Source organism: Wocania arenilitoris (assembly GCF_021728535.1).
Taxonomy (GTDB): Bacteria; Bacteroidota; Bacteroidia; order Flavobacteriales; family Flavobacteriaceae; genus Wocania_A; species Wocania_A arenilitoris.
Genome location: NZ_JAKKDU010000004.1, coordinates 135,081 through 156,065 on the forward strand (window position 1 = coordinate 135,081; position 20,985 = coordinate 156,065).

General features: G+C 34.5%; 10 protein-coding genes. All 10 read right to left on the bottom strand.

All coding sequences use genetic code 11. The annotated features are described in order from the left end of the window. Positions 1-103: 103 nt before the first annotated feature. The 10 genes from L3X37_RS04540 to L3X37_RS04585 all read right to left on the bottom strand — a co-directional run bounded on the left by L3X37_RS04540 (position 104) and on the right by L3X37_RS04585 (position 20,792). Positions 104-2,716 (bottom strand): metallophosphoesterase family protein, encoded by a 2,613-nt coding sequence (locus tag L3X37_RS04540; RefSeq protein WP_237238981.1) that lies wholly within the window; start codon positions 2,714-2,716, stop codon positions 104-106. A 71-nt stretch (positions 2,717-2,787) separates the two neighbouring features. Beyond that, on the bottom strand, positions 2,788-4,203 hold the full coding sequence (locus L3X37_RS04545) for a sulfatase (RefSeq protein WP_237238982.1): 1,416 nt from the start codon (positions 4,201-4,203) through the stop codon (positions 2,788-2,790). 52 nt (positions 4,204-4,255) lie between these two features. Further along, a complete protein-coding gene (locus L3X37_RS04550; RefSeq protein WP_237238983.1) occupies positions 4,256-4,966 on the bottom strand; it encodes a fibronectin type III domain-containing protein in 711 nt (236 codons plus the stop codon). Then, positions 4,963-9,717, bottom strand: coding sequence for a PKD domain-containing protein (locus tag L3X37_RS04555; RefSeq protein ID WP_237238984.1), 4,755 nt, complete (start codon positions 9,715-9,717; stop codon positions 4,963-4,965). The genes L3X37_RS04550 and L3X37_RS04555 overlap by 4 nt, the downstream gene beginning before the upstream one ends. A 55-nt stretch (positions 9,718-9,772) precedes the next feature. Further along, a complete protein-coding gene (locus L3X37_RS04560) occupies positions 9,773-11,482 on the bottom strand; it encodes a DUF3472 domain-containing protein (protein WP_237238985.1) in 1,710 nt (569 codons plus the stop codon). A 30-nt stretch (positions 11,483-11,512) separates the two neighbouring features. Continuing rightward, a complete protein-coding gene (locus L3X37_RS04565) occupies positions 11,513-13,093 on the bottom strand; it encodes an arylsulfatase (protein ID WP_237238986.1) in 1,581 nt (526 codons plus the stop codon). A 187-nt stretch (positions 13,094-13,280) separates the two neighbouring features. Further along, positions 13,281-14,273, bottom strand: coding sequence for a LamG-like jellyroll fold domain-containing protein (locus L3X37_RS04570; protein WP_237238987.1), 993 nt, complete (start codon positions 14,271-14,273; stop codon positions 13,281-13,283). Positions 14,274-14,335: 62 nt separating this feature from the next. Further along, the gene (locus tag L3X37_RS04575) at positions 14,336-16,117 is read right to left on the bottom strand and encodes a RagB/SusD family nutrient uptake outer membrane protein (RefSeq protein WP_237238988.1); all 1,782 of its coding nucleotides are present in this window, start codon (positions 16,115-16,117) and stop codon (positions 14,336-14,338) included. Positions 16,118-16,129: 12 nt separating this feature from the next. Beyond that, a complete protein-coding gene (locus tag L3X37_RS04580; protein WP_237238989.1) occupies positions 16,130-19,393 on the bottom strand; it encodes a SusC/RagA family TonB-linked outer membrane protein in 3,264 nt (1,087 codons plus the stop codon). Positions 19,394-19,433: 40 nt separating this feature from the next. Then, positions 19,434-20,792 (bottom strand): Gfo/Idh/MocA family protein, encoded by a 1,359-nt coding sequence (locus tag L3X37_RS04585; RefSeq protein ID WP_237238990.1) that lies wholly within the window; start codon positions 20,790-20,792, stop codon positions 19,434-19,436. Positions 20,793-20,985 lie beyond the last annotated feature (193 nt).

Below are 20,985 nucleotides of genomic sequence, written 5' to 3' on the forward strand. Positions count from 1 at the left end.
GTTTTGCTTTAATATCTTTTGTGTCATTTTAGCTATAATTTGAATTATCAATAGCATTTGTTCTTTGATTTGATAGTGCTTGATTAAAAGAAAGTATGTGAGACTAATAGAATTTAAATGTAATTTTCTTGCTTTTTATACTAACGCCTTTTTTTTCTTTCCAAATATTTTTATCTGGATCTCCAACTCTTATTGTATAATAATTTAATTTTTCAAATATTTTAGGTTTGTATACTTTAGAATTAATACGCAATGTATATTCTACTTTTTTAGTTGATTCATTTATAATTTCAATCACAGGTTTTTTTAGCCCTTTAATTTTGATTTGTGGCAAATATGCAACAGCTTTACGGCCATAATTATCTTCTTGTGTAATTGTTTGAGGCCAACCTGGATATTGGGCATCTTTTTCTTCAGGGTCTATAAAACGCTTAAAGCATTCTGTTTTTATAGTTCTATCTTTTTTATTAAAGGTCACTATACCATAGCCCACAGCTCTATTATGCAAAACCTTAGGTTCTTTATGCATGTTATGTGGGTTTGCTACTGCTTTCACTGTCATTTTATTACCAAACCCATCGATGTGGTTACCAGTATAAGCAGGGTTATCATAGCTGTGATTTGAACTGTCTACGGGTGGCCAAAAGCGTCGAGGCCAAATGTTATTTAAAGCTGGGCCAGCAAAGGCAAATCCACTATCTTCAAATTCATCTAAACCATATTGAATAAAAGAACCTAAATGTTGGTCTCCAGCTATATGAAATGCAAATCCTTTTCTAATGATTTCAACCGCCTTATCCCTTTTTTTTGCAGGCCAACCGTTAGAATCCATATCTACTGTAGGCTTGTCTCCTTGAATGTATTCTCCTATCTCTGGAACATAAAGTTTAGGTACAACAGCACCTGTTTTTTCCTCTTCGGGCAAGGTAGCAACCGTAGCAAAATTGGTTTGAGACAATACTGCTTTCATCTGTGCACCATAAGACCAATCTTGCACCCAATACTTTAAAAAATCTTCCTGTCTAGACCCTAACAATTCGGCGTCTAAATCTCTGTATTTTTTAATATCAAAATTATCGGCCATAATCCATCCGTTATACACTTTTGCTTGTTTGGGTAAGACATGTGAAGGTGCCGACTTAAACTTTCTATCCTCTAAAATAGCAAAGCTAATACCTGCATAGTTCCAATGGGTATAATAAACCCCAATATTGTTTTTTACAGATGTCGTATCGTATGGATCTGGCAAATGACTAGTTTGGGTAAATTGCACCATATTTACCCATTCAGGTGTCATTTTATAACCACCGCTATCTTGTGATGATGCTCCGTATCCATCACTATTGTCTGCTAATTTCCCTTCTTCTCCCCAAATATTTCCATGGTAAACATCATGATCGTCTGGAATGATAGCACATGGTCGGTGTCTGAATAATTCGCGATAAGACCAACCAAACATCATCCATTTTCTTAGATAATCTAAACACATTTTATCGAAATCTCCAGAAAATTGTACTCCATAACCACCAGTGGCTTCATAAAATTGATCTCCGAGGAATAAACAAATATCAGGATTTAATTTTGACACATTTTCATTTACATCCGAATCGGGAAAACCATAGTCGAAGTTACAGCTAAACACAGCTGCTTTAAGTGTATCTTTGGTTTTTGGCTCTGCTAAAATAGTACCGTTATAATCATATTGATGAAGTTCGTTTACCAAAGGAATTTGCAAGCGAATTCTATAGGGCGTATTTGTAATAGCATTCCAATTATCTACTGAAAAATTTATAGCGCGACCTGCATGTGTAATCACTTGTTCTTCTTGAGTCTTCCAATTATTATCTTTTTTAAATTGTAAAAGTACTTTGTGACCTTTAATGTCTTCAATTGGAGATAATTGAGTTGTTATTTTTAGCTTTTTACGATTTAAGGTGTATTGAGAGAAGCAAATAGGACCGTAAATGTTTTCTTCATTAGAATACAAAGATTTTGAATTTATATTCCAATTTTCAAATCCCACTAGGGGTTTGTAATTATTATTTCTTTTGGTATCGATATTTGATATTAAAGCAAAACCACCTTTTAGGGTTTTATTAGAAACCTCTATGTCGTTTAAGTTAAATATTACACTATTAAGTGTATCAATAATCGAAATGCTAAGTAATTGCTTATTAGTATCAGCATTTTTTACAGTAACATGTAAAGTATAATTTTTTGGTATTTTATTTAAATTGGTTTTATGAATTTTATTACCAAAAACCAGATTGCCTTTCAAATTTAGTCCTATATCTAAGCCTTTACCAAATACAGCAGATGATCTGTAATCATCAAATCTTCCTTTGACTCCAAGCCTAATACCATAAAAACTATTTTCAGAATTCTTAATGTCATCGTCTAAAATATTTATAGTAACTTTTGTCTCAAATTCCGCACTGCCTTTTGGGTTTTGTACAGTTAGTAAATGTAAGTTTCTATTTTTACCTTTTACAACACAGATAGCTTGTCCGTTCTTTAATTCCCAATCTTGGAGTCTATTACCCCAATATTGAGGTCCAATCCATTTCATGTTTTGCCATAAATGCCATTTGCTTTTAAATGCCAAAGGTTTTTGATTGGTAAACCCCATAGCCGAAATATTTTTAATGCCATAGCCAGAAGCTACAGGGATTACTGAGCCTAATAAGACTGTTTTTATATAATTTCTACGATTCATTTATTGAAAAAAATTTTCAGAAAGTTTTTTATAATCAGGGTTTTGTTTAATCATATATTGATTATTCGACTTTATTTAACAAAGTCTTTATTTAATTCGGTTGGAACTGGTGCATTGGTTTTTGCTCTCCAATCTATAAGTTCTTTATGTAACATCTTTACAATCTTAGGGTTTTCATTTGAAATATTATTTTGTTCTCTTAAATCGGTATCTAAATTGTAAAGTTCTAAATCACCATCTTCAAAATATTCATGCAGTTTCCATTTTCCTTTTCGTATAACACTTCCTGGTCTAGTTCTAAAGAAAGGATCTCTAGCTTCTTCTTTTTTTGGTTTAACACTTTGAAGATAAATAGGAAAGTGCCAAAATAATGAGCGTTCTTCTATCTTTTTGTTTTCTACTAAAAGTGGCAAAATTGAAGTGCCATCAAAATTATAGTTTGTTTTATCATTTACAACATCCATAATGGTTGGAAATATATCCAAGCCTGTAATAGGTGTATCGTCTTTTCTAAAAGTTTTTATTTTATTTGGCCATTTTATAATACAAGGAACTCGTATCCCCCCTTCGTAATAAGACCCTTTACCACCTCTTAATGGAAACTGTGAAGAAACACTTGCCAACCCTCCGTTATCAGACATAAAAATAACTAACGTATTATCTGAAATATTGAGTTTATCAAGTGTCTTTAAAATTTTTCCAATATTAGTATCCATAGATTCAACCATAGCACCATATTTAGCGTTAAATCGTTCATCACCATTTAATTTTAAGGTATATTTTTGAACGAGACTATCTTTTCCTTGTAAAGGTGTATGAACTGTGAAATATGGAAGGTATAGAAAAAATGGCTGGGCTTTATTTTTATTAATATAACTAATGGCTTCATTTGTTAATCTGTCGGTTAAATACTCGCCCTCTTTTCCATCTTCAAGAGCAGGATTTTTATATGGACTAAAATAAGACTTTGGATGTCCTGCATGCGACCCTGCAATGTTTACATCAAAACCTTGTGTTTTAGGATTTTCCCCCAGATGCCACTTTCCTATTGATGCATTAGTATAACCATTACTTTTTAATGCTTCGGCGAGTGTAATAAAATTATCGTTTAAGGTTATTGTATTTGGGGTAGGTACTAATTTTCGATTTTTAGATTTACCGCGTTCAGAAGAACCAACCGTATAAATACCATGTCTAGGTGTATTTTTACCAGACATGATGCAGGCTCTACTTGGGGCACAGTTTGCCGCTGGCGCATAAGCATTACTAAATATCACAGCATCACTAGAAAATTTATCTAAATGAGGGGTTTCATAAACTGGATTCCCCATAAAACCGGTATCACTCCAACCAAGGTCGTCTACCAAAATGAAAAGAATATTTGGTTTGGTTACCGCTCCCCCTTTTTTATCGCTTTTAGTAAGGCATCCAAAAAGGGTTATACAGAAAGCCAACACCAATGCTATTTTAATTTTTGATTTTGTCATTTTTACTTTAATATTTTAAGGATCATTCCCAAACAAAGACAACTGTTTTAATTTAATCTACTGTAAACTCAAAAACCTCTGATGTTGAGCTATTTCCATGTGCATCTATAGTAATAACATACCACTTATAATTTGTTCCAGAAGATACTGTTACACCAGCTAGACTCGTATTTGTTAATCCACTAGATAATTCAATTAATGTCTCTCCAGAAATTGCAAAATACACGTCGTAAGTTGCTATATCATCATCAACATCACTAGCACTCCACTCTAAAGTTGTACTTGTTGTAGCTGCTATATTCGTGCTATTAGCAGGTGCTACTACAGTCGCTGGAAAAGGTGCGTAATTCACAACGCCTGCGCCTGCGTTATAAAATTTCCATGTGGCACTTATAGCAGTTTCTGAAACCTCAGTGGACTTTGAAATTATGTACCATGAGTATGGGGTAGCACGTAATAACTCAATACTTTTTTCATTTGTAGCCGCTGTATGAGTTGTACTAACACCGCTTTCTAAGTTTTTTAAAACTAATTCATAGGAATCTGTATTGGCACTGGCATTCCATTTAAATAAAACCGTACTATTTGTATCTGTTATATTAGTGCCTTCTGTACATTCTGAGTTCTGATTAGGAAAACTAAGCGCTGCTGCCACTGGCTTTTTAGGTGGTTCAACTACAGGTGGATTTGGTTCATCATTACCTCCACTACTGCAACCCAATATTAATAATAAAACAGATATATTTAATATTAACTTTTTCATTGTTTAATCATTTTATGGTTAATGAAATTTTCGCCAACTTCAACAGAAACTATATACGACCCTTTAGGCAAATCACTTGTATCTAATTTGATTTTTTGATTAGCACTTGGATATTTTTGAATACGAACTAAACGTCCTAAGGAAGTATAGATAGAAACTTTAGCTTCTTTATTATTTTCCATCATAGATCCTAACAGGATATTAAGTTCGTTAGATGTTGGATTAGGGTAAAACAAATCTTTTCCGCTTAAAATAATGGTTTCTTGATATAGCCCCTGGCAAGTTTTATTGGTAGATACTTTTAAATCATTTGCTATATTAGGTTGTAAGTTGAGTATTACCTTACTTTTTGTTGTTACAATTTCTGTTTTGTTTAAACTAATAGTATAAGAGCTTGCACCAGATAATTCTAATGATACGGTATTTTTAGAATTATTAACCTTTGAAAACACGGATAAGTTTTCTGGTTCGTTTATAACTACCGTAAAGCACTGTTCATAATAAGGGGCTTCATCGATGGTAATACAAATACTATATGTACCAGCTAATAGGTTTTCTAAATTTAAAGGAGAAGCTAAGCTAAAACTACTTGTTTGGTTAAAACCTTCCCCTGTAATAATTGCATTATATGGGTAATCTGCTTTTGGTATTATATTAATTTTTCCATTATTACTATTTCTACATGTTTCACTTGTGCTAGAAACAGTATAATTATCGATAGATAAGTTAACATCTAAAGGTTTTTTTACAGTAATATAATCTACTATTTCTTTACTATCAGATCCTTGTATATTGGTAGCTTCCAGTATTACTTTATAAGAGCCTTCAGTGTTGTAAGTTATTGTTGGATTTTGATCTGTACTTGTGTCTGGTGTTCCACCTTCAAAAGTCCAAGCCCAAGATGTAGGGTTATTCGTTGAAGTGTCAGTATAACTAACTTGTTCTCCTTCCCAAATGATGGTTTTATCAGCAGAGAAATTTGCAACCGGAGGAGGAGGTGTGTTTACCGTAATATAATCTGTAATTGTTTTAGTGTCAGACCCCTCACTATTAGTTACTGTTAGTGATACTGTATAAGTTCCGGCTGTAGAATAAGATATAGTAGGATTTTCTTCATTAGAACTTTCAGTATCCGCACCAATAAATATCCATGACCAAGTGGTTGGGCTACCAGAAGAATTATCAGTAAAACTAACCTCATCTCCTTGTAATATTGTAGTAACATTTGCACTAAAATCTGCTATAGGAGGTACAGGAGGTGCATCATTCATAATATCCTGAATTTCTTGTTCAGTTAATGCTTCAGAATAAATTCGAACGTCGTCTAAATCGCCTTGCCAATAATAATTTGCATTATAATTTGCATTACCTACTTGTAAATTATTTATGGTATTATCTGTATTTATAACTGTAGCTTCCGAATTAAATGAATCGCCACTATCTGGTTGATTTGCATAAAACACACCATCAATATAAAGTTTCACATCTGATGCTTTATCTCCATCTGCAGGATCATAGGTTACTGCTATATGTCGCCATGTATTACCATCTAATCTTGCTACACTTGAGTCATCATTTTGAACATTACAACTTCCTCCTTCTACTCTAATATTTCCATTCTCCACCATAACGTTAAACATTTGTCCAGAAGAATTTGTGCCCCAAGAAACTATGGTTTTCCTGCTACCCGCAGCAGTTGTTTTTATCCATGCTGTTACTGTACGTTCCCCATCAGCTCCAATACTTTTATAACCATTCGTTAAATAATTATTTGAAGCCCCGGGACTATGGTAAGCACTGTTAGGATTGGCATTATGGTCATCGACATAAGTTGGAGTAAAACCTCCAATTACAGATAAGTTTCTGCCATATGATGAGTCATCATTCAAATTTTCATCAAAGTTGTAATGCGCTTGTAACGTACCCGACCCCATATTTTCTGTTACTGTTATATAATCAACAACCTCTTTCGTATCAGATCCTGTATTATTAGTTACAGTTAACGAAACCTTGTAAGTTCCTATAGTATTGTATGTTATGCTTGGATTTTGGTCTGTACTATTAGCTGGAGTGCCACCTTCAAAAGTCCAGTTCCATGAAGCCGGCTCATTCAAAGATGAGTCTGTAAAATTAATCAAATTACCTTCAGATACAGTTTGAGAATCTACTGTAAAATCTGCAACAGGAGCAGGTAATGGAATAACTGTTATATAATTAGCTACAGATTTTGTTTCTATACCGGAATCTGTTGTATAAGACAGTGTTACAGCAAATGTCCCTTCGGTATTATATGTTACTATAGGGTTTTCTTCTAAACTTGTCGCAGGGGTACCACCTTCAAAAGTCCATATAAAAGATCCAACGGGAACGTTTGAAGATTCGTTTGTAAATTGAACCTGCCCGTCTTTAAAAACCTCTGCTTTATCTGAGTTAAAATTGACAGTAGGTGCTGGCAAAGAAATATCATTTAGAGCCGTTCTCCAGAATCCTCTACCATCTGTAGAAACTGTTAAAAAACTATCTTCTCTAGTTGCTCCATAATAAATATCCATTCCTGAAACACGTATGGCTGGTAATCCGTTTGAGTAATCTATCCAATTTGATAAGGTTGCATCTTTATAATAAACACCTAAATCCGTTCCTATATAAATCCCTTCATCGCTGGAGCTATCGTATACCATTTCTAGTAATGGAATACTTGGCAATCCATTAGAGATATCTGTCCAAGTTTCTCCTTTATCTGTTGATTTATAAACTTTACTACCTCTTAAAATATAGACTAAATTTTCATCTGTTGGATGTGTTGCTATATCGTTAATTGTTCCGGAACCTTGTAAGTTAGATGTTAAATTGATGAAAGAAGGAGAGGCGGTTCTAACATCGTCCGATCTGTAAAAAGATCCGCTTCCTCTAGATACATATAGGATGTTATGGTTCGCATCACTCTGTTCAATCTTTTTAATTTTTGTGCTACCTCCAAAAGATGAAATTTTTGTCCAAGCCGTAGATGAAGTAGCAGTTCTGGCATTATTAATTCGTTCTACCTCAAACAAGCCCACAAACAATGTGTTTACATCGCTTTTATCTAAAACACCGGTGCCAGTATATTCGCCTCTATCTGCTGAGGATGAGTTAATTCTTTGAAAGGTAAGACCTCCATTTACAGATCTGCTTATTTTTTCATATTTAAAATGGTATGCATAGGTGTCATCTGAATAATCAAATAATACTGTAGATTCATCGCCTCCCCATTGTGAATACCATACACCATCTCTATTTAACTTTACCCCGCAATGAAAAGTCCCGCCGGCTACATTAGTAGGGTTCTGTTGGCTCTGGGTACATTCCCAGACTTCGGCTATTGGTAAACCGTCTGTTATGTTTTGAAATTTATCATCTGAATTTAAATACCAAATACCACCGTCATTTACAGCAAATAGTCTATCAGTCAATGGAGAATATGCCCAAGTTAATTGATCTAAATGTAATCCATACCCATCAGCAGTAACATTATTAAATACTTGAGTCCAATTTACTCCACCATCTATGGACTTCCATGATTTTACACCGCCAGCATAGAGTATATCTGCATTGTTTGGATCTGCAACTATAAACAAATTATAATTTGGCTGTCCTCTTGAAATAGAGCCACTATCACTATATCCTGTTATACATGGTGTTCCTCCAGATTGTTTAGTAAAAGTTACTCCAGAATCTGTTGATTGGTAAACACCTTCAAAAGAATCTTGATCTAGATGATCTCTAGAATTTATAACATATACATAATTTGGTTGTGCTGGTGTAACAGCTATTTTCATAAAGGCGCCTTGCCCAAAATCAGTAGTATTTTCTACCCAGGTAATGCCTCCATCACTTGACCTAAAAAACTGCGATGTAGTTCCGTTTGTACCGGCATACATAATATCTGGATTTGTTGGATGCACACGTAATTCTGAAACTTTACTTGCCGATTGTACTTGTGTAAACGAAGTTCCTCCATTAGTGGATCTGTAAATGCCAGTATTATTCCCTGCAATAATTATACTTTCATTGTCAGGCTTTATTAAAAGAGCATTTGTACTATTTGATGGTAACCCCGACAAGTTTGAACTCCAATTTGCACCAGCATCAGTAGACTTTAAAACACCAGCGTTTGTTCCTATAAATATCGTTGTTGGGTTAGATGGGAGTACTTTCGATATAAAAACCTGTTCTGGCAAATGATCTGTTATAGGAATCCATGTATTACCTTCATCTGTTGTTTTAAATAGCCCCCCTTTGAAAGTAGAAACATAATAAGTATTTGGGTCTGTTGGGTGAAACTCAATATCTTTTACACGACCTCCATTTTTTGGGTCTCCATTAGTTTTTCGCCCTACGTTTACTGGACCATAATTATACCATTGTCCTTTTTGTTCAAAAGCTAAGGAAGAGCGCATTTTTTGAAATTCACTTATTATATGAGTATAAGGCACTACATTTCCATAAGCATCCAAACGCTTAGAGTTTCTGGTGTACCAACGCTCAAATTGCTTAGAACGATCTCCTTTAAAATGTGTGTTATGCTGCCAATAAGTATCAAAAGCTGTTCGAGCTTCTTCTAAATTTACAGATGGTTGTTCCATCATATCTATCCAAACAGGATAATTTTCTTCATTTATTGAGTGGCTTTTTTTCTCAATACTTTTATAAATAAAGCCTAGCAATAAAATGCTTATTAGAAGTATGAATTTTGATTTATTATTTTTCATTGTTTCTTAGTTATTATAATTTTAAAGGCATACAGAATATTGATATTATTATGTGTTAATTTAATGTCTTAAATTTCTGCGTATCCAATGACCACGTTATGCCTTCATCATTCTTTATTTTTATCCTGTAAAAATAATTTGTATCGTTTTCAAGGTCATTTAATGTTATAGTATTAGCCTCCGCACTAATCGGGATAGACATGCTATTTTGCCATTTGCTTTCTTTAGTAAGCCCTTCTTCAGTTCCCCAAAAAAGTTCTGCTGAAGCATTTGTGCCTAAATTTGAGACATTAAAACTAAGCTTTGCTGATGTGCTTAAAATTTCTATTGGAGAGTTATCTACAAAGCTTGCAGGCATTTTATAAAGTTCATCTAAATAAGCTCCTTTAAGATAGTCAGGGACAGGATCAGGGTTGTTAAGTGTGAGTGTCTTCTTTTCAATTCCAGGCTCTCCCCAGCCTCCCATTTGCATTGAAAATTTATTGTTGACTGTTTTCCAATCTCTATAGCTTAGATTATTCTGTCCAGTTGTTCCAATCATTTTGTTTATAGGATACCAATTCCCAGATGTGTCCATCTGCCAGCCTCTATATTGTGTTTCGCTTGTTACATTTCCATTTCTCACCTTATGCGCACCTCCTGGGACTTCTACAAATGCCCCTGTAGTTAAATATTCGATATTTCCATTCTTATTAAATTTTTTACCACAACCGTACAATTTCCAATGTCCATCTACAGGGTCTAAGTAGTAACTCCAATATGTGTCATATGTTTCTCCGGGAACTTTACGCACGGCAATGGTTTGAACATTTGTATCAATACCTATATATGGGTGATTGCCTCTTGGTTTTACACCTGTACCTTCATGGCCATAAGACCCAAATTCGAGCCCGGGTCCGACAGCAATGAGATGACTTTCCTGGTAGAATGGTGGAACAGGATCGTTTTGACCATAAGACCAAAGCGAAAAATTATAACCTCCAAATGTTTGGGTGTCTTTATCCCATGTTGAACCTGTGTACCCAAACGGTGTTGTTATGGGTTGATAAAAATCCTGTGATTTGCTTATAATAGTAAGTTCATGAACACTAATTTCGATAGGGTTTGTACTTTCAGTAGCCCACTTACAATGAACTGCTTTAGCTCGATAGCGACGCATTACACTTTCAGCATCTTTAGCAGCTGGACCTGTTACATGAAGGTTGTTTAAGCGCCCTACACTCGAACCTGGATTAGTAAGCGATTTTAATTGCAGTTTTACTATATGAAAACCTGTTGTAACATTTTCAAAAATTACTTCGTCTTGAACTACATAGTTATTCTCTGATCCTGTTGAAGTTAAAGGTAATTCTTTACTCACATCGTCTAAATAAATTAGTATTTTGGAACCTTCTTGATTTGCAGGAATTCCCATTTCTGGCTTAATAATTAAATTTCCGGCTGTTTTTATGTTTATACCAAAAACGATGGTATCGGTTAATACTTCCCAATTAGTTATATAATCGTAGTATTCATTTTTATTATACTCATTTCCAGTTGTTTTATCTCTTAGATTAGCTAATAAGGTACCTGTTGGGGAAAAGAAACTTTCATTAGGTGTTAAAACAAGTGTTTCATAGTCTTCATTTTCTGTGGGTTCATTTTCTTCTTCCTCAGTTTCAATAGGTGGAGTTACCGGGGCGTCACTTTTTGAACAAGAAGCGGCAATTGAATTAGTAAATAGTAATAATAAACTTAGATTTATAAAATATTTTTTTAATATCATAATGTGGGGTATTCTAATTAAGAAACTGTTTTATTTTGTATTATATATTTCTTCTAAAGCATCTATTTTAAACCTTTCAACTTCTGGTGTGCTATGTTCTTTTTTTATTATTTCAAATAATTTTTCTACTATTTCTGGATGCTGAGAGGCAATATTTCTGGTTTCTGCTAAATCTTCTTCTAAATTGTATAACTCTATCTCTTTATTTCCTTTTTTGATGTTTTTCCAGAGTATTTTCCATTTGCCCATCCTAATAGCTACTTGTCCATTATATTCTGGGTATTCCCAATATAAATAGTCATGTATTTTTTGTTCTTCCGGTTTACTTAAAAGCGTTGGTAAGAAGCTATTACCATCTGTACTAGTGGGAGCTTTTTGATTGATGATATCACAAAAAGTTGCCATAACATCGTAATGTGCAGAAATTAAATTGGTTTTAAAACCGGCTTTAATTTTGTCTGGCCATGAAGCAATCATTGGTACGCGAATACCTCCTTCGTTTAAAAAGCCTTTTCCATAACCATATTCACTGTTAAATGGTTTGGCACTATCAAACCATGAAGAATCTGAACCGCCATTGTAAGTTGGTCCATTGTCCGAGGTAAACATAATAATGGTGTTTTCATAAATGCCTTCTTTTTTTAACTGAGCAACTAATTTCCCTACGTTCTCATCTAAATAAGAAACCATTGCTGCGTAAGTAGCTCTTGGGTTTTTTGTTGGGAAATATCCTTTGTCTCCTAAATAAGGTTCTTCTTCTCCAAATTTATTTATATAATAATCTACCCATCTTTTAGGTGCTTGTAATGCAGCATGTGGTATTGGGTCGGCCCAATACATAAAGAAGGGTTTGTCTTTATTAGTATCAACAAATTGGGTGATTTTTTCAAACATCACTTCTGATGCGTATTCTTTTAAATTGTAATTAGAATAACTGGCTTCATCATTAGGGTTAGCGTCTTTTGCTAGCTTGGTGCCAGGAGCAATTGTATCATTAGCAAGTGGGTATCGCTTATCATTTTCATATAGATGAACAGGATAATAGGTATGAGCTTGTCTCTGACAATTAAACCCAAAGAAGTAATCAAAGCCAAAATTATTAGGAATGGAGGTTGTATGTGGAGCACCTAATCCCCATTTTCCAACCATAGCCGTAGCATACCCACTTTCTTTAAGCTTGTTTGCTACTGTTATTGTTTTTAATGGAATGGGTCGTTGTCCTTCTAATGTAGAATCTTTAATGGCAGCCTTGTAGTTCCAAACATTACCTCTTTCTGCCCATTCGTCATTGCCTCTAACATAGGAGTGCCCAGAATGTTTCCCTGTTAAAAAATTAAATCGTGCGGGTGCACAGACGGGTGTACCGGTATAATGTTGTGTAAACAAAACACCATTTTTAGCTAGTGCATCAATATTGGGTGTTTCTATTTTTTCCTGACCGTAAGCCCCAATTTCGGCATAACCTAAATCATCAGCTAAAATGTAGATGATGTTTGGTTTATTTGGCTTAGTTTGGGTTTTATTTTTTTCTGCACGTTCTTTACATGAAAATGAAAGTGCTAGCACGAAACCAATTATTAGGATTTTTATTAAGTAGTTTTTTGTATTCATAAAAATAATGTGCTATACCAAGTTTTTATTTTTATTTTTTTGCTGCTTTAATATTCATAAATTAAAAAAAGATATTTATCTCCATACGATGGAATCGTAGATTCAATAAACATCTTTTTAGATTGACTCAAATAAATTATTTTAGGATTCAGCGAAAGTCAATTGCTCTTCGTTAAAATCTAACACATTACAATCCTGCCAATGCAGCAATTTCTACTGCAGTTAAAGCTCTGTTATAGACTCTTAAATCATCGATAGCGCCTTTAAACCGCCTGAATGTTAAACTCCCATCAGATGCACCTTCTGAACCGATAGTAATTTGTCTGTCTCCAGCAACTGCTGTGTTAATTCGAGTTTCGGGTCTAGTAAAGTCTAAAACTGCATCGATATACACTTTAATATCAGCTCCATCATAAGTATAGGCAATATGATGCCATTCCCCGTCATTTACCTTACCCGTAGAGTTTTGACCACCACCCTGATACTCAAACCTTACCGTTCCATTACCGTTAACAACAAACGTATTTCGACTAAAAGTTCCACTGTTACCCCAAGTAGCTACACCTTGTCTTGCCGTATTAGTTGTCTTAATCCAAGCGGAAACTGTTCTGGGATTGTTACCTGTTATACCGTTATACCCCTCTATGGTAATACCACTTCCACTAAAAGTGGCTGCAAAATCATTGATTGCACCTTCTTCATAACCTGAAACTGCTCCAATGGCGTTTGTTTCTGAAACTTCCTCATATAAACTTTGTTCAAAGTTTAAACGCACTTCAACTGCTGGATCTAAAGGCTCGCCTTCAACAGTTATAAAGCCTTCTTTAACGACTTCGTTTGCTCCATATTGGTTTCTTATTTTAAGGGATACCGGATAAGTTCCTCTTACTGTATACTTTACTGTTACATTTGCTTGATTACTATCACCAGGGCTACCCCCAGTAAAGGTCCAAGAATATAAATCGCCTTCGTTTATTTCGGCAGTTGCAAAATTTATGGTCTCAAATTGAAAAATTGATGTAGCCGATGCTGTGAAATCTGGCACTGGCAAAAGGCTTGGATCAATATTTGAATCTTTACGATAACCATTTTCATTAGGTGAACATGCTATAAAAACACCTATAACTGTCAGAGCCAAAATGCTCAACTTAGCTTTAGTATATATATTTATTTTATTCATTTTTATTTATTTTAATAAAACTGGATATTGATAACATCTAGTTTTATGTTATTTATTAACGATTACCAATCTGGATTTTGATCCAAATTTGGATTAATTACACGCTCATTAGAAGGTATAGGGTATAAGTAATAATACTCTGGGAATGCCGGAGGGATATCGTCAATTGCTTGAATATACCCTTCTGAAGCATTATTTTGAATTTTTACTGTTGGGTAATCGGATTTACTTACCCAGCGACCTAATTTTATTTCGGTTGCATAATCCATTTTTTTCCATCGTCTTAAATCATCTCGTCTATAACCATCACCCATAAGTTCAATAGCGCGTTCACGACGTATTTCCCATAAAACTGGATCTACACTTTGGTCGCGCATCGGGTCCCAATCTGCAGTTATAGCACCCACATCCATAGGATCCACACCACCTCTTGCTCTTAATTTTGTAATAGTAGCATCGGCAATGGCTTGATTAAATTGTCCCATTTCAAAGGCCGCTTCTGCATAATTTAACATCACCTCACCCATTCTAAATATTGGACAGTCACTTACATCTGCAGAAGACACTTTATAATTATGCTCATTCCATACTTTCCAAAAACGATACCCGTTATTTGTTTGAGTAGGTACTAATTTTGTAAAGTTTGGCACTTCACCCGTAACACGTCCTGACCAATTACGATCTGGTAAATTCTTATACGGAAAGCCGCTAGTAATAGATTCTAATATTGAAAAATATTCTCTAGTTGGATCATTTAGATCTGTAGATAGAAAGTCAAATTCCTGCCCACCATCACCTGTAACTTTATATGGAGGAGGTGTCATAATCAACAAACGATTATCTCGATTTTTAAATTCATCATTAAAATTCTTATCTCCAAGATATTGCGTATTTCCTGCATTATAAATTGGCATTCCATTTTTAGTTAAAAATTTGTCGATTCCTTTTCTAGTAATATCGTACTTATTATTGGTTGATCTCGTATCTGTTGACACCCAATGTGTTAATTCATCAATAATATAATGCTTATACAATAAAATACCAGGTTGTCCAGCTAAATTTTCGCTATTAAATACATGGTCGTAATTACTCATTATAGATGGGTGCTTATTTACTAATTCTTGAGATGCGGTAATACAGGCATTAAGAAATTTTTCTGAACTAGCTAGACCATGATATTTACGCCACGTCCCTTCAAACAATCCAAAACGCGAAAGCAAAGCTCTGGCAACATCTGCCGTAATAGTGTTATCTCCATCACCATTTTCTTTAATATTATCGACTGCAAACAAAAGGTCTCTAAGTATATTGTCTGCTACCAAATCACGACTATCTCTTGGTGCGTATAAAAGATCGGTATCTAAATCTGTTAATTCATTCTCTACCCAAGTTACACCACCAAAAGTAGATAACAATGTAAAGTATTCGTGTGCTCTAAAAAACAAGCCTACACCACGCCAATGATTTTTTTCTTCTTCTGTGATATTAGATTCATCTAAATGATCTAGCATTATATTTACTTTACGAATGTTTGAATAGCTAGAACTGTATCTGCCATCACTATTAGGAATATTGTATGATGCATATAAGTAACTTCGTCTACCGTTAGTTTGCATTAAATCGCCATCTAAATCTCTAGTAGCGGCCCAACTTGTGCTCCTCCCATAAGACTCTAAAAAATCATAAAAACTCCATGAATATGTTTTTATATTGTTGTATGTGCTAAAAATAGTCGCAGCAGACAGTTCGTCTTTAGGAGTTTTATCTAAAAAATCTTCTTCGTTACAAGCTGTAAAAAGGATACCGCTTAAAAGAATTATTAATATGTATTTTAAGTTTTTCATAATTATTTTTATTTAAAATGAAAGATTAATACCCATTGAATATCTGGTCATAATAGGATATACCCCATTAGAACTTTGATCTGGGTCTAGCCCCTTGGGTAATTTATCGAAGGTATGTATGTTGTTTCCAGAAACAAACACTCTTAACTTATCAATGTTTAATTTATCAAGAAGTTTACCATCTAAACTATATCCAAATGTAATATTTTGGATACGTAAATAGCTTTCGTCGCTTAAATATTTGGTTTGGGTTCTTCTATTTCTTCCATAATTACCGCCTGTATTGCCATTACTCGCATCGCCATACATTCTAGGGTAATAAGCATCTTGATTGTCTGGAGTCCAATAATCGAGTTGATGTTTATAAATATGATCAAAACCTCCTCGAAAAGGCCAAATGAGGTCTGAATTTCTATTGCCATCTTCTTTAGCAACACCACTTAACACAAAAGAGACATCAAAGCCCTTATATTGAACAGCACCATTAATACCAAATTGGTAATGTTTTTGGTTGTTGCCAATCACTTTTCTATCACCTAGTCCTGTAGTAATTACGCCGTCGGCATTAACTACTGGGTTTCCTTGATCGTCTAATTCTGTTATTAATGATGAATTTCCAGCCGCTATATAACCGTCGCCATCTAAATCTTTAAATTTCACATCGCCCGGATATGGTGTGTTACCTATAAAAGTAGGCACTCCAGGTTTTAGCTCCCTATTAGGTCCCTCTAGATCAGCATTAAGTGTTCCTGGCACAAAATCATCTGCGGTGTAATAGCCATCGGTTACATAACCCCAAATTTCTCCAATTTCTCGACCAACGTAATTACGACCTATTAAGCCACCAGGGTTATCGAATTTTGTAATTTTAGATGTGTTATCGAATAGATTCACATTAATATTATATGTTAAGTCTCCAATACGGTCATTCCAACCTACTTCTACTTCCCATCCTTTAGTTTCTAAATCTGCTACATTTTGAAATGGAGCAGCAGTACCAAGTATATCTGGTAGTGGTTGTCCTGCTGCTAACATCCCTATAGTTTCTCTTTTATATATTTCAAAACTAGTGCTTAGGCGATTTTTAAACATTCTTAAATCTAGCCCAATATTACTGGATATTACTCTTTCCCAAGTTAATCCAGCACTAATTAACTGTGCAGGATTAAAAGTTAAATAGCGCAAATCGGTTTCTAAATTCGTCCACGAAGCAAAGAAGCTTTCATATCCAGGATTAAATGGATAATAATCTCTACTTCCATTAAGCTTTCTTGCAATTTGATTTCCAATTTCTCCCCAAGAGGCTCTTGGTTTTAGCATAGATATAAAATCTACATTCTGCATAAACGGTTCTTTAGCTACATTCCAAGCAACAGAAAATGAAGGTAAAAGCACATAACGATCGCCTTCATCAAAAATAGAAGAACCGTCATATCGTAAATTAGCTTCTGCAAAATAGCGTTCTTTATAGTTGTAATTTAAACGTCCAAAATAACCAACTACTGCCCAATCATAAAACGATTCACTAATGTCGAAATTTTCACCTTCTGCCAGCTCGAAAGTAGCCGTTGTTGGATCGATTAAGCCATTTCTAGAAGTTGATAAAGATTCGAAACTCTCACTTTCTCTGTTTAAACCGGCTAACACATTAATATTGTGATCTCCTAAACTAACATTGTATTTTGCATATAAGTTTAAACCATTATAAACTCTTTGATTTTTTGAACGCGCCAAACTTGTATTAGTAAATACATTTTCGGCTAATGTTTCAGGATTAAACCTAAAGGTGCTAATAAAGCGTTGTCCATTATTTATACTTAATGTACTTACATTATTTTTTTCATAAGTATATTCTCCTGTAAGACTAACATTTTTAATTGGTTTCCACTCGAGTTTTTCAAAAAGCCTCAGGTTATCATCATATGTTTTTGAAGGGACTGTATACCGAACTTTATTAGCTGTAGATCCAAAGGGTAATATTACGCCCTCTGGTTCGTACTCAAACCAACCTGTTGGATCGTACATACGATTTTGAATAGCTGCAGAATATGAAGCTCTAGGTCGGCTTTGTACACTAGATCTGTATAAAATATTAGTTGTTGATACAAGGTTAGAAGCAATATCAGCAGTTACTAACCCATTAATATTATACTTTTTAAAATTATCTTGATTTGTTACCATAATACCATCTTCGTAGCTATAACCAGTACCTAAGCGATAAGCTACTTTTTCTCCTCCTCCAGCAATTGTGAAATTATGAATAGTTTGATATCCAAAACTATTTAAAAACTCATCAATATGATTAGAATCTGCTAAAGGATAATGTTGATTAGTTGCTGTATCAAAATGAATGGGATAGGTTGTTCCATTAACAGGATCCTTAATTAAATTTAATTGACCTGGATTAGAATCATATAAATCTAAATATCCTAGCCAATCTTGCACATTTTGACCAGCAAAATAACTTCTTTCACCCCAATCGTTTAAAGCTTCAATAAATTCTCTTGTTGTCGCTTTTTCGGGTAAATCAGAAGGATTAGAAATACTTGTAGTCGTATTGTACGAAAACTTGACTTTTTCATTACGTTTAGCCTGCTTTGTAGTAATAATAACCACCCCAAAAGCAGCTCTAGCTCCATAAATAGAAGAAGATGCCGCATCTTTAAGTACAGAAATAGACTCAATATCACTTGGGTTTATATCGTTAATACTTCCAGGTACATTATTAATTAAAATTAATGGTGTACCTCCATTAATAGAAGTAAATCCACGAATATTAATACCAACGCCGTTTGATCCTGGCTGGCCCGTACTATTGGTTACTTGCAATCCAGCAGCTACACCTTGCAGTGCTTCTGCAGCATTAACAATTGGCCGATCTGCAATAATTTCATCCATTTTAACAAAGGATGTCGCTCCAGAAACGTTGTCCTTTTTCTGTGTACCAAAACCTACTACTACTACCTCATCAAGCTGTGAAACATCTTCCTGTAAAGTAATATTTATAGTGGTTCTGCCAGCAACTGCAACTTCTTGAACAAGATATCCTATGTAGGACACCACAAGTGTTGCATTTTCATTAACAGTTAATGAATATTTCCCGTCAAAGTCTGCCGAAGCTCCTGTAGTTGTTCCTTTTACGGCTATAGTAGCACCTGCTAAAGGAAATCCTGCTTCGTCCGTAACCGTACCTTCAACGGTCTTTTGCTGAGCCTGCATCGAACAGGTAAGCACCAACAAAATCCCTAAAAGTTTTAAAGTTAATAGTTTTCTCATAATTTAAAGTTTGATTTAGTTTTCATATTCTAATTTTTATTTAATAGCTGTCTTTAATCCAGTTATAAGGTTTGTTCTTTACCCACATACCTCTTGTGAAATCAGGAAAATCCTGTGGTTCGCCATTGTTTTCTATGGATAGTTCAGATAATGGGGTAATAGCACTCCACGCAGCAGCGTCGTAGGCATCCATTGGAGGTGCTATATTTTGTTTTGCAGATTCTACAAAAGCATGTAACACAAAAAAGTCCATACCGCCATGACCTGCACCTGTGGCATGTTCGCCATATTTTTTCCAAAGTGGATGATCGTATTTTTCCAACCAAGCTTTAGAATCATCCCACTTGTGAGGTTTAGAAATGCCTTCTACATGTATTCTGTCTCCATCCTTTTCCCATAGCCCCTTTGTGCCCTGAACCCTAAAACCTAATGAATAAGGTCTTGGTAAGTGTACATCATGGGTAACTATAATGGTTTCTCCATTGGCTGTTTCTATGGTTGATGTAATAACATCGCCCATTTTAAAGTTTACTTTTGCATTTGGATGATTTTCTCCGCCATGTTCAACAATATAATTATGCATCCCCCTACTTTTTGTGGCATGAGAGGTTAGTGATACAAACCTATTGCCTCTGTTGATGTCGCACATAGCAGCTATTGGCCCAGCGCCGTGGGTTGGGTAAACATCTGCGTTTCTTAATACTGAATGTTGTGTTCTCCAAGCCGACTCCGATATACCTTTATCACCAAACTCTACACCTTTACCATAAGCTGTCTTTCCATCATTAAGCATAACGAAACGTAAATCGTGTTGGTAACCACATCTAAAATGAACCAATTCGCCAAAAACATTTTGTTTTACCATATTTAAAACAGCTAAAACATCCCGACGGTAATTTACATTTTCCAACAACATTAAATGTGTTCCTGTTTGTTCATGTGTATTTACTAAATCCCAGCATTCTTCCAATGTATTGGCTGCCGATACTTCTAAACCTGTGTACTTGCCAGCTTTCATAGTATCTACTGCCATTCTGGTATGCCAAAGCCATGGTGTTGATATAATAACAGCATCTACTTCTTTTAATTCTAATAGATTTCTGTAATCATAATCACTTTTTCCAAAAACTTGTGGTTCTTTCTTTCCTGCCTTGCTAATCTTATCTAAAGCTATTTTTATACGATTAGGGTCTATGTCACAAATAGCTGTTATCTCTACATCTTTTCTTATTAAAGCATTGTTTAAATGATTAGTTCCTCTTAAACCAACACCAATAAATGCTAGTTTTAACTTGTTTGTATTGTCATTAATAGTTTTAGCATAGGTTAAACTTGGCAATATGGTAAGTCCTGCACTTGCCAATGCAGCTTGCTTAACAAAATTTCGACGTCTATTCATTATATAAATTTCTTTTATTAACAATAATGTACTTAACAAAGTACAATTCATCTATACAAATATTTAAATATTCCTAGTATATTATGGTGGGTTTTTTTATCTAAAACGACTTGTATTTTACTCAAAAAAGCAAGTTTAGATAAATATACCTACCATTTTTGATTAACATGTCTCTTATAAGTATTAATCTATT

Bases quoted from the DNA above. Each gene is read 5' to 3' on its own strand.
- L3X37_RS04560 (WP_237238985.1), bottom strand. From the start codon at position 11,482: ATGATATTAAAAAAATATTTTATAAATCTAAGTTTATTATTACTATTT.
- L3X37_RS04580 (WP_237238989.1), bottom strand. From the start codon at position 19,393: ATGAGAAAACTATTAACTTTAAAACTTTTAGGGATTTTGTTGGTGCTT.
- L3X37_RS04570 (WP_237238987.1), bottom strand. From the start codon at position 14,273: ATGAATAAAATAAATATATATACTAAAGCTAAGTTGAGCATTTTGGCT.
- L3X37_RS04565 (WP_237238986.1), bottom strand. From the start codon at position 13,093: ATGAATACAAAAAACTACTTAATAAAAATCCTAATAATTGGTTTCGTG.
- L3X37_RS04555 (WP_237238984.1), bottom strand. From the start codon at position 9,717: ATGAAAAATAATAAATCAAAATTCATACTTCTAATAAGCATTTTATTG.
- L3X37_RS04550 (WP_237238983.1), bottom strand. From the start codon at position 4,966: ATGAAAAAGTTAATATTAAATATATCTGTTTTATTATTAATATTGGGT.
- L3X37_RS04575 (WP_237238988.1), bottom strand. From the start codon at position 16,117: ATGAAAAACTTAAAATACATATTAATAATTCTTTTAAGCGGTATCCTT.
- L3X37_RS04545 (WP_237238982.1), bottom strand. From the start codon at position 4,203: ATGACAAAATCAAAAATTAAAATAGCATTGGTGTTGGCTTTCTGTATA.
- L3X37_RS04540 (WP_237238981.1), bottom strand. From the start codon at position 2,716: ATGAATCGTAGAAATTATATAAAAACAGTCTTATTAGGCTCAGTAATC.
- L3X37_RS04585 (WP_237238990.1), bottom strand. From the start codon at position 20,792: ATGAATAGACGTCGAAATTTTGTTAAGCAAGCTGCATTGGCAAGTGCA.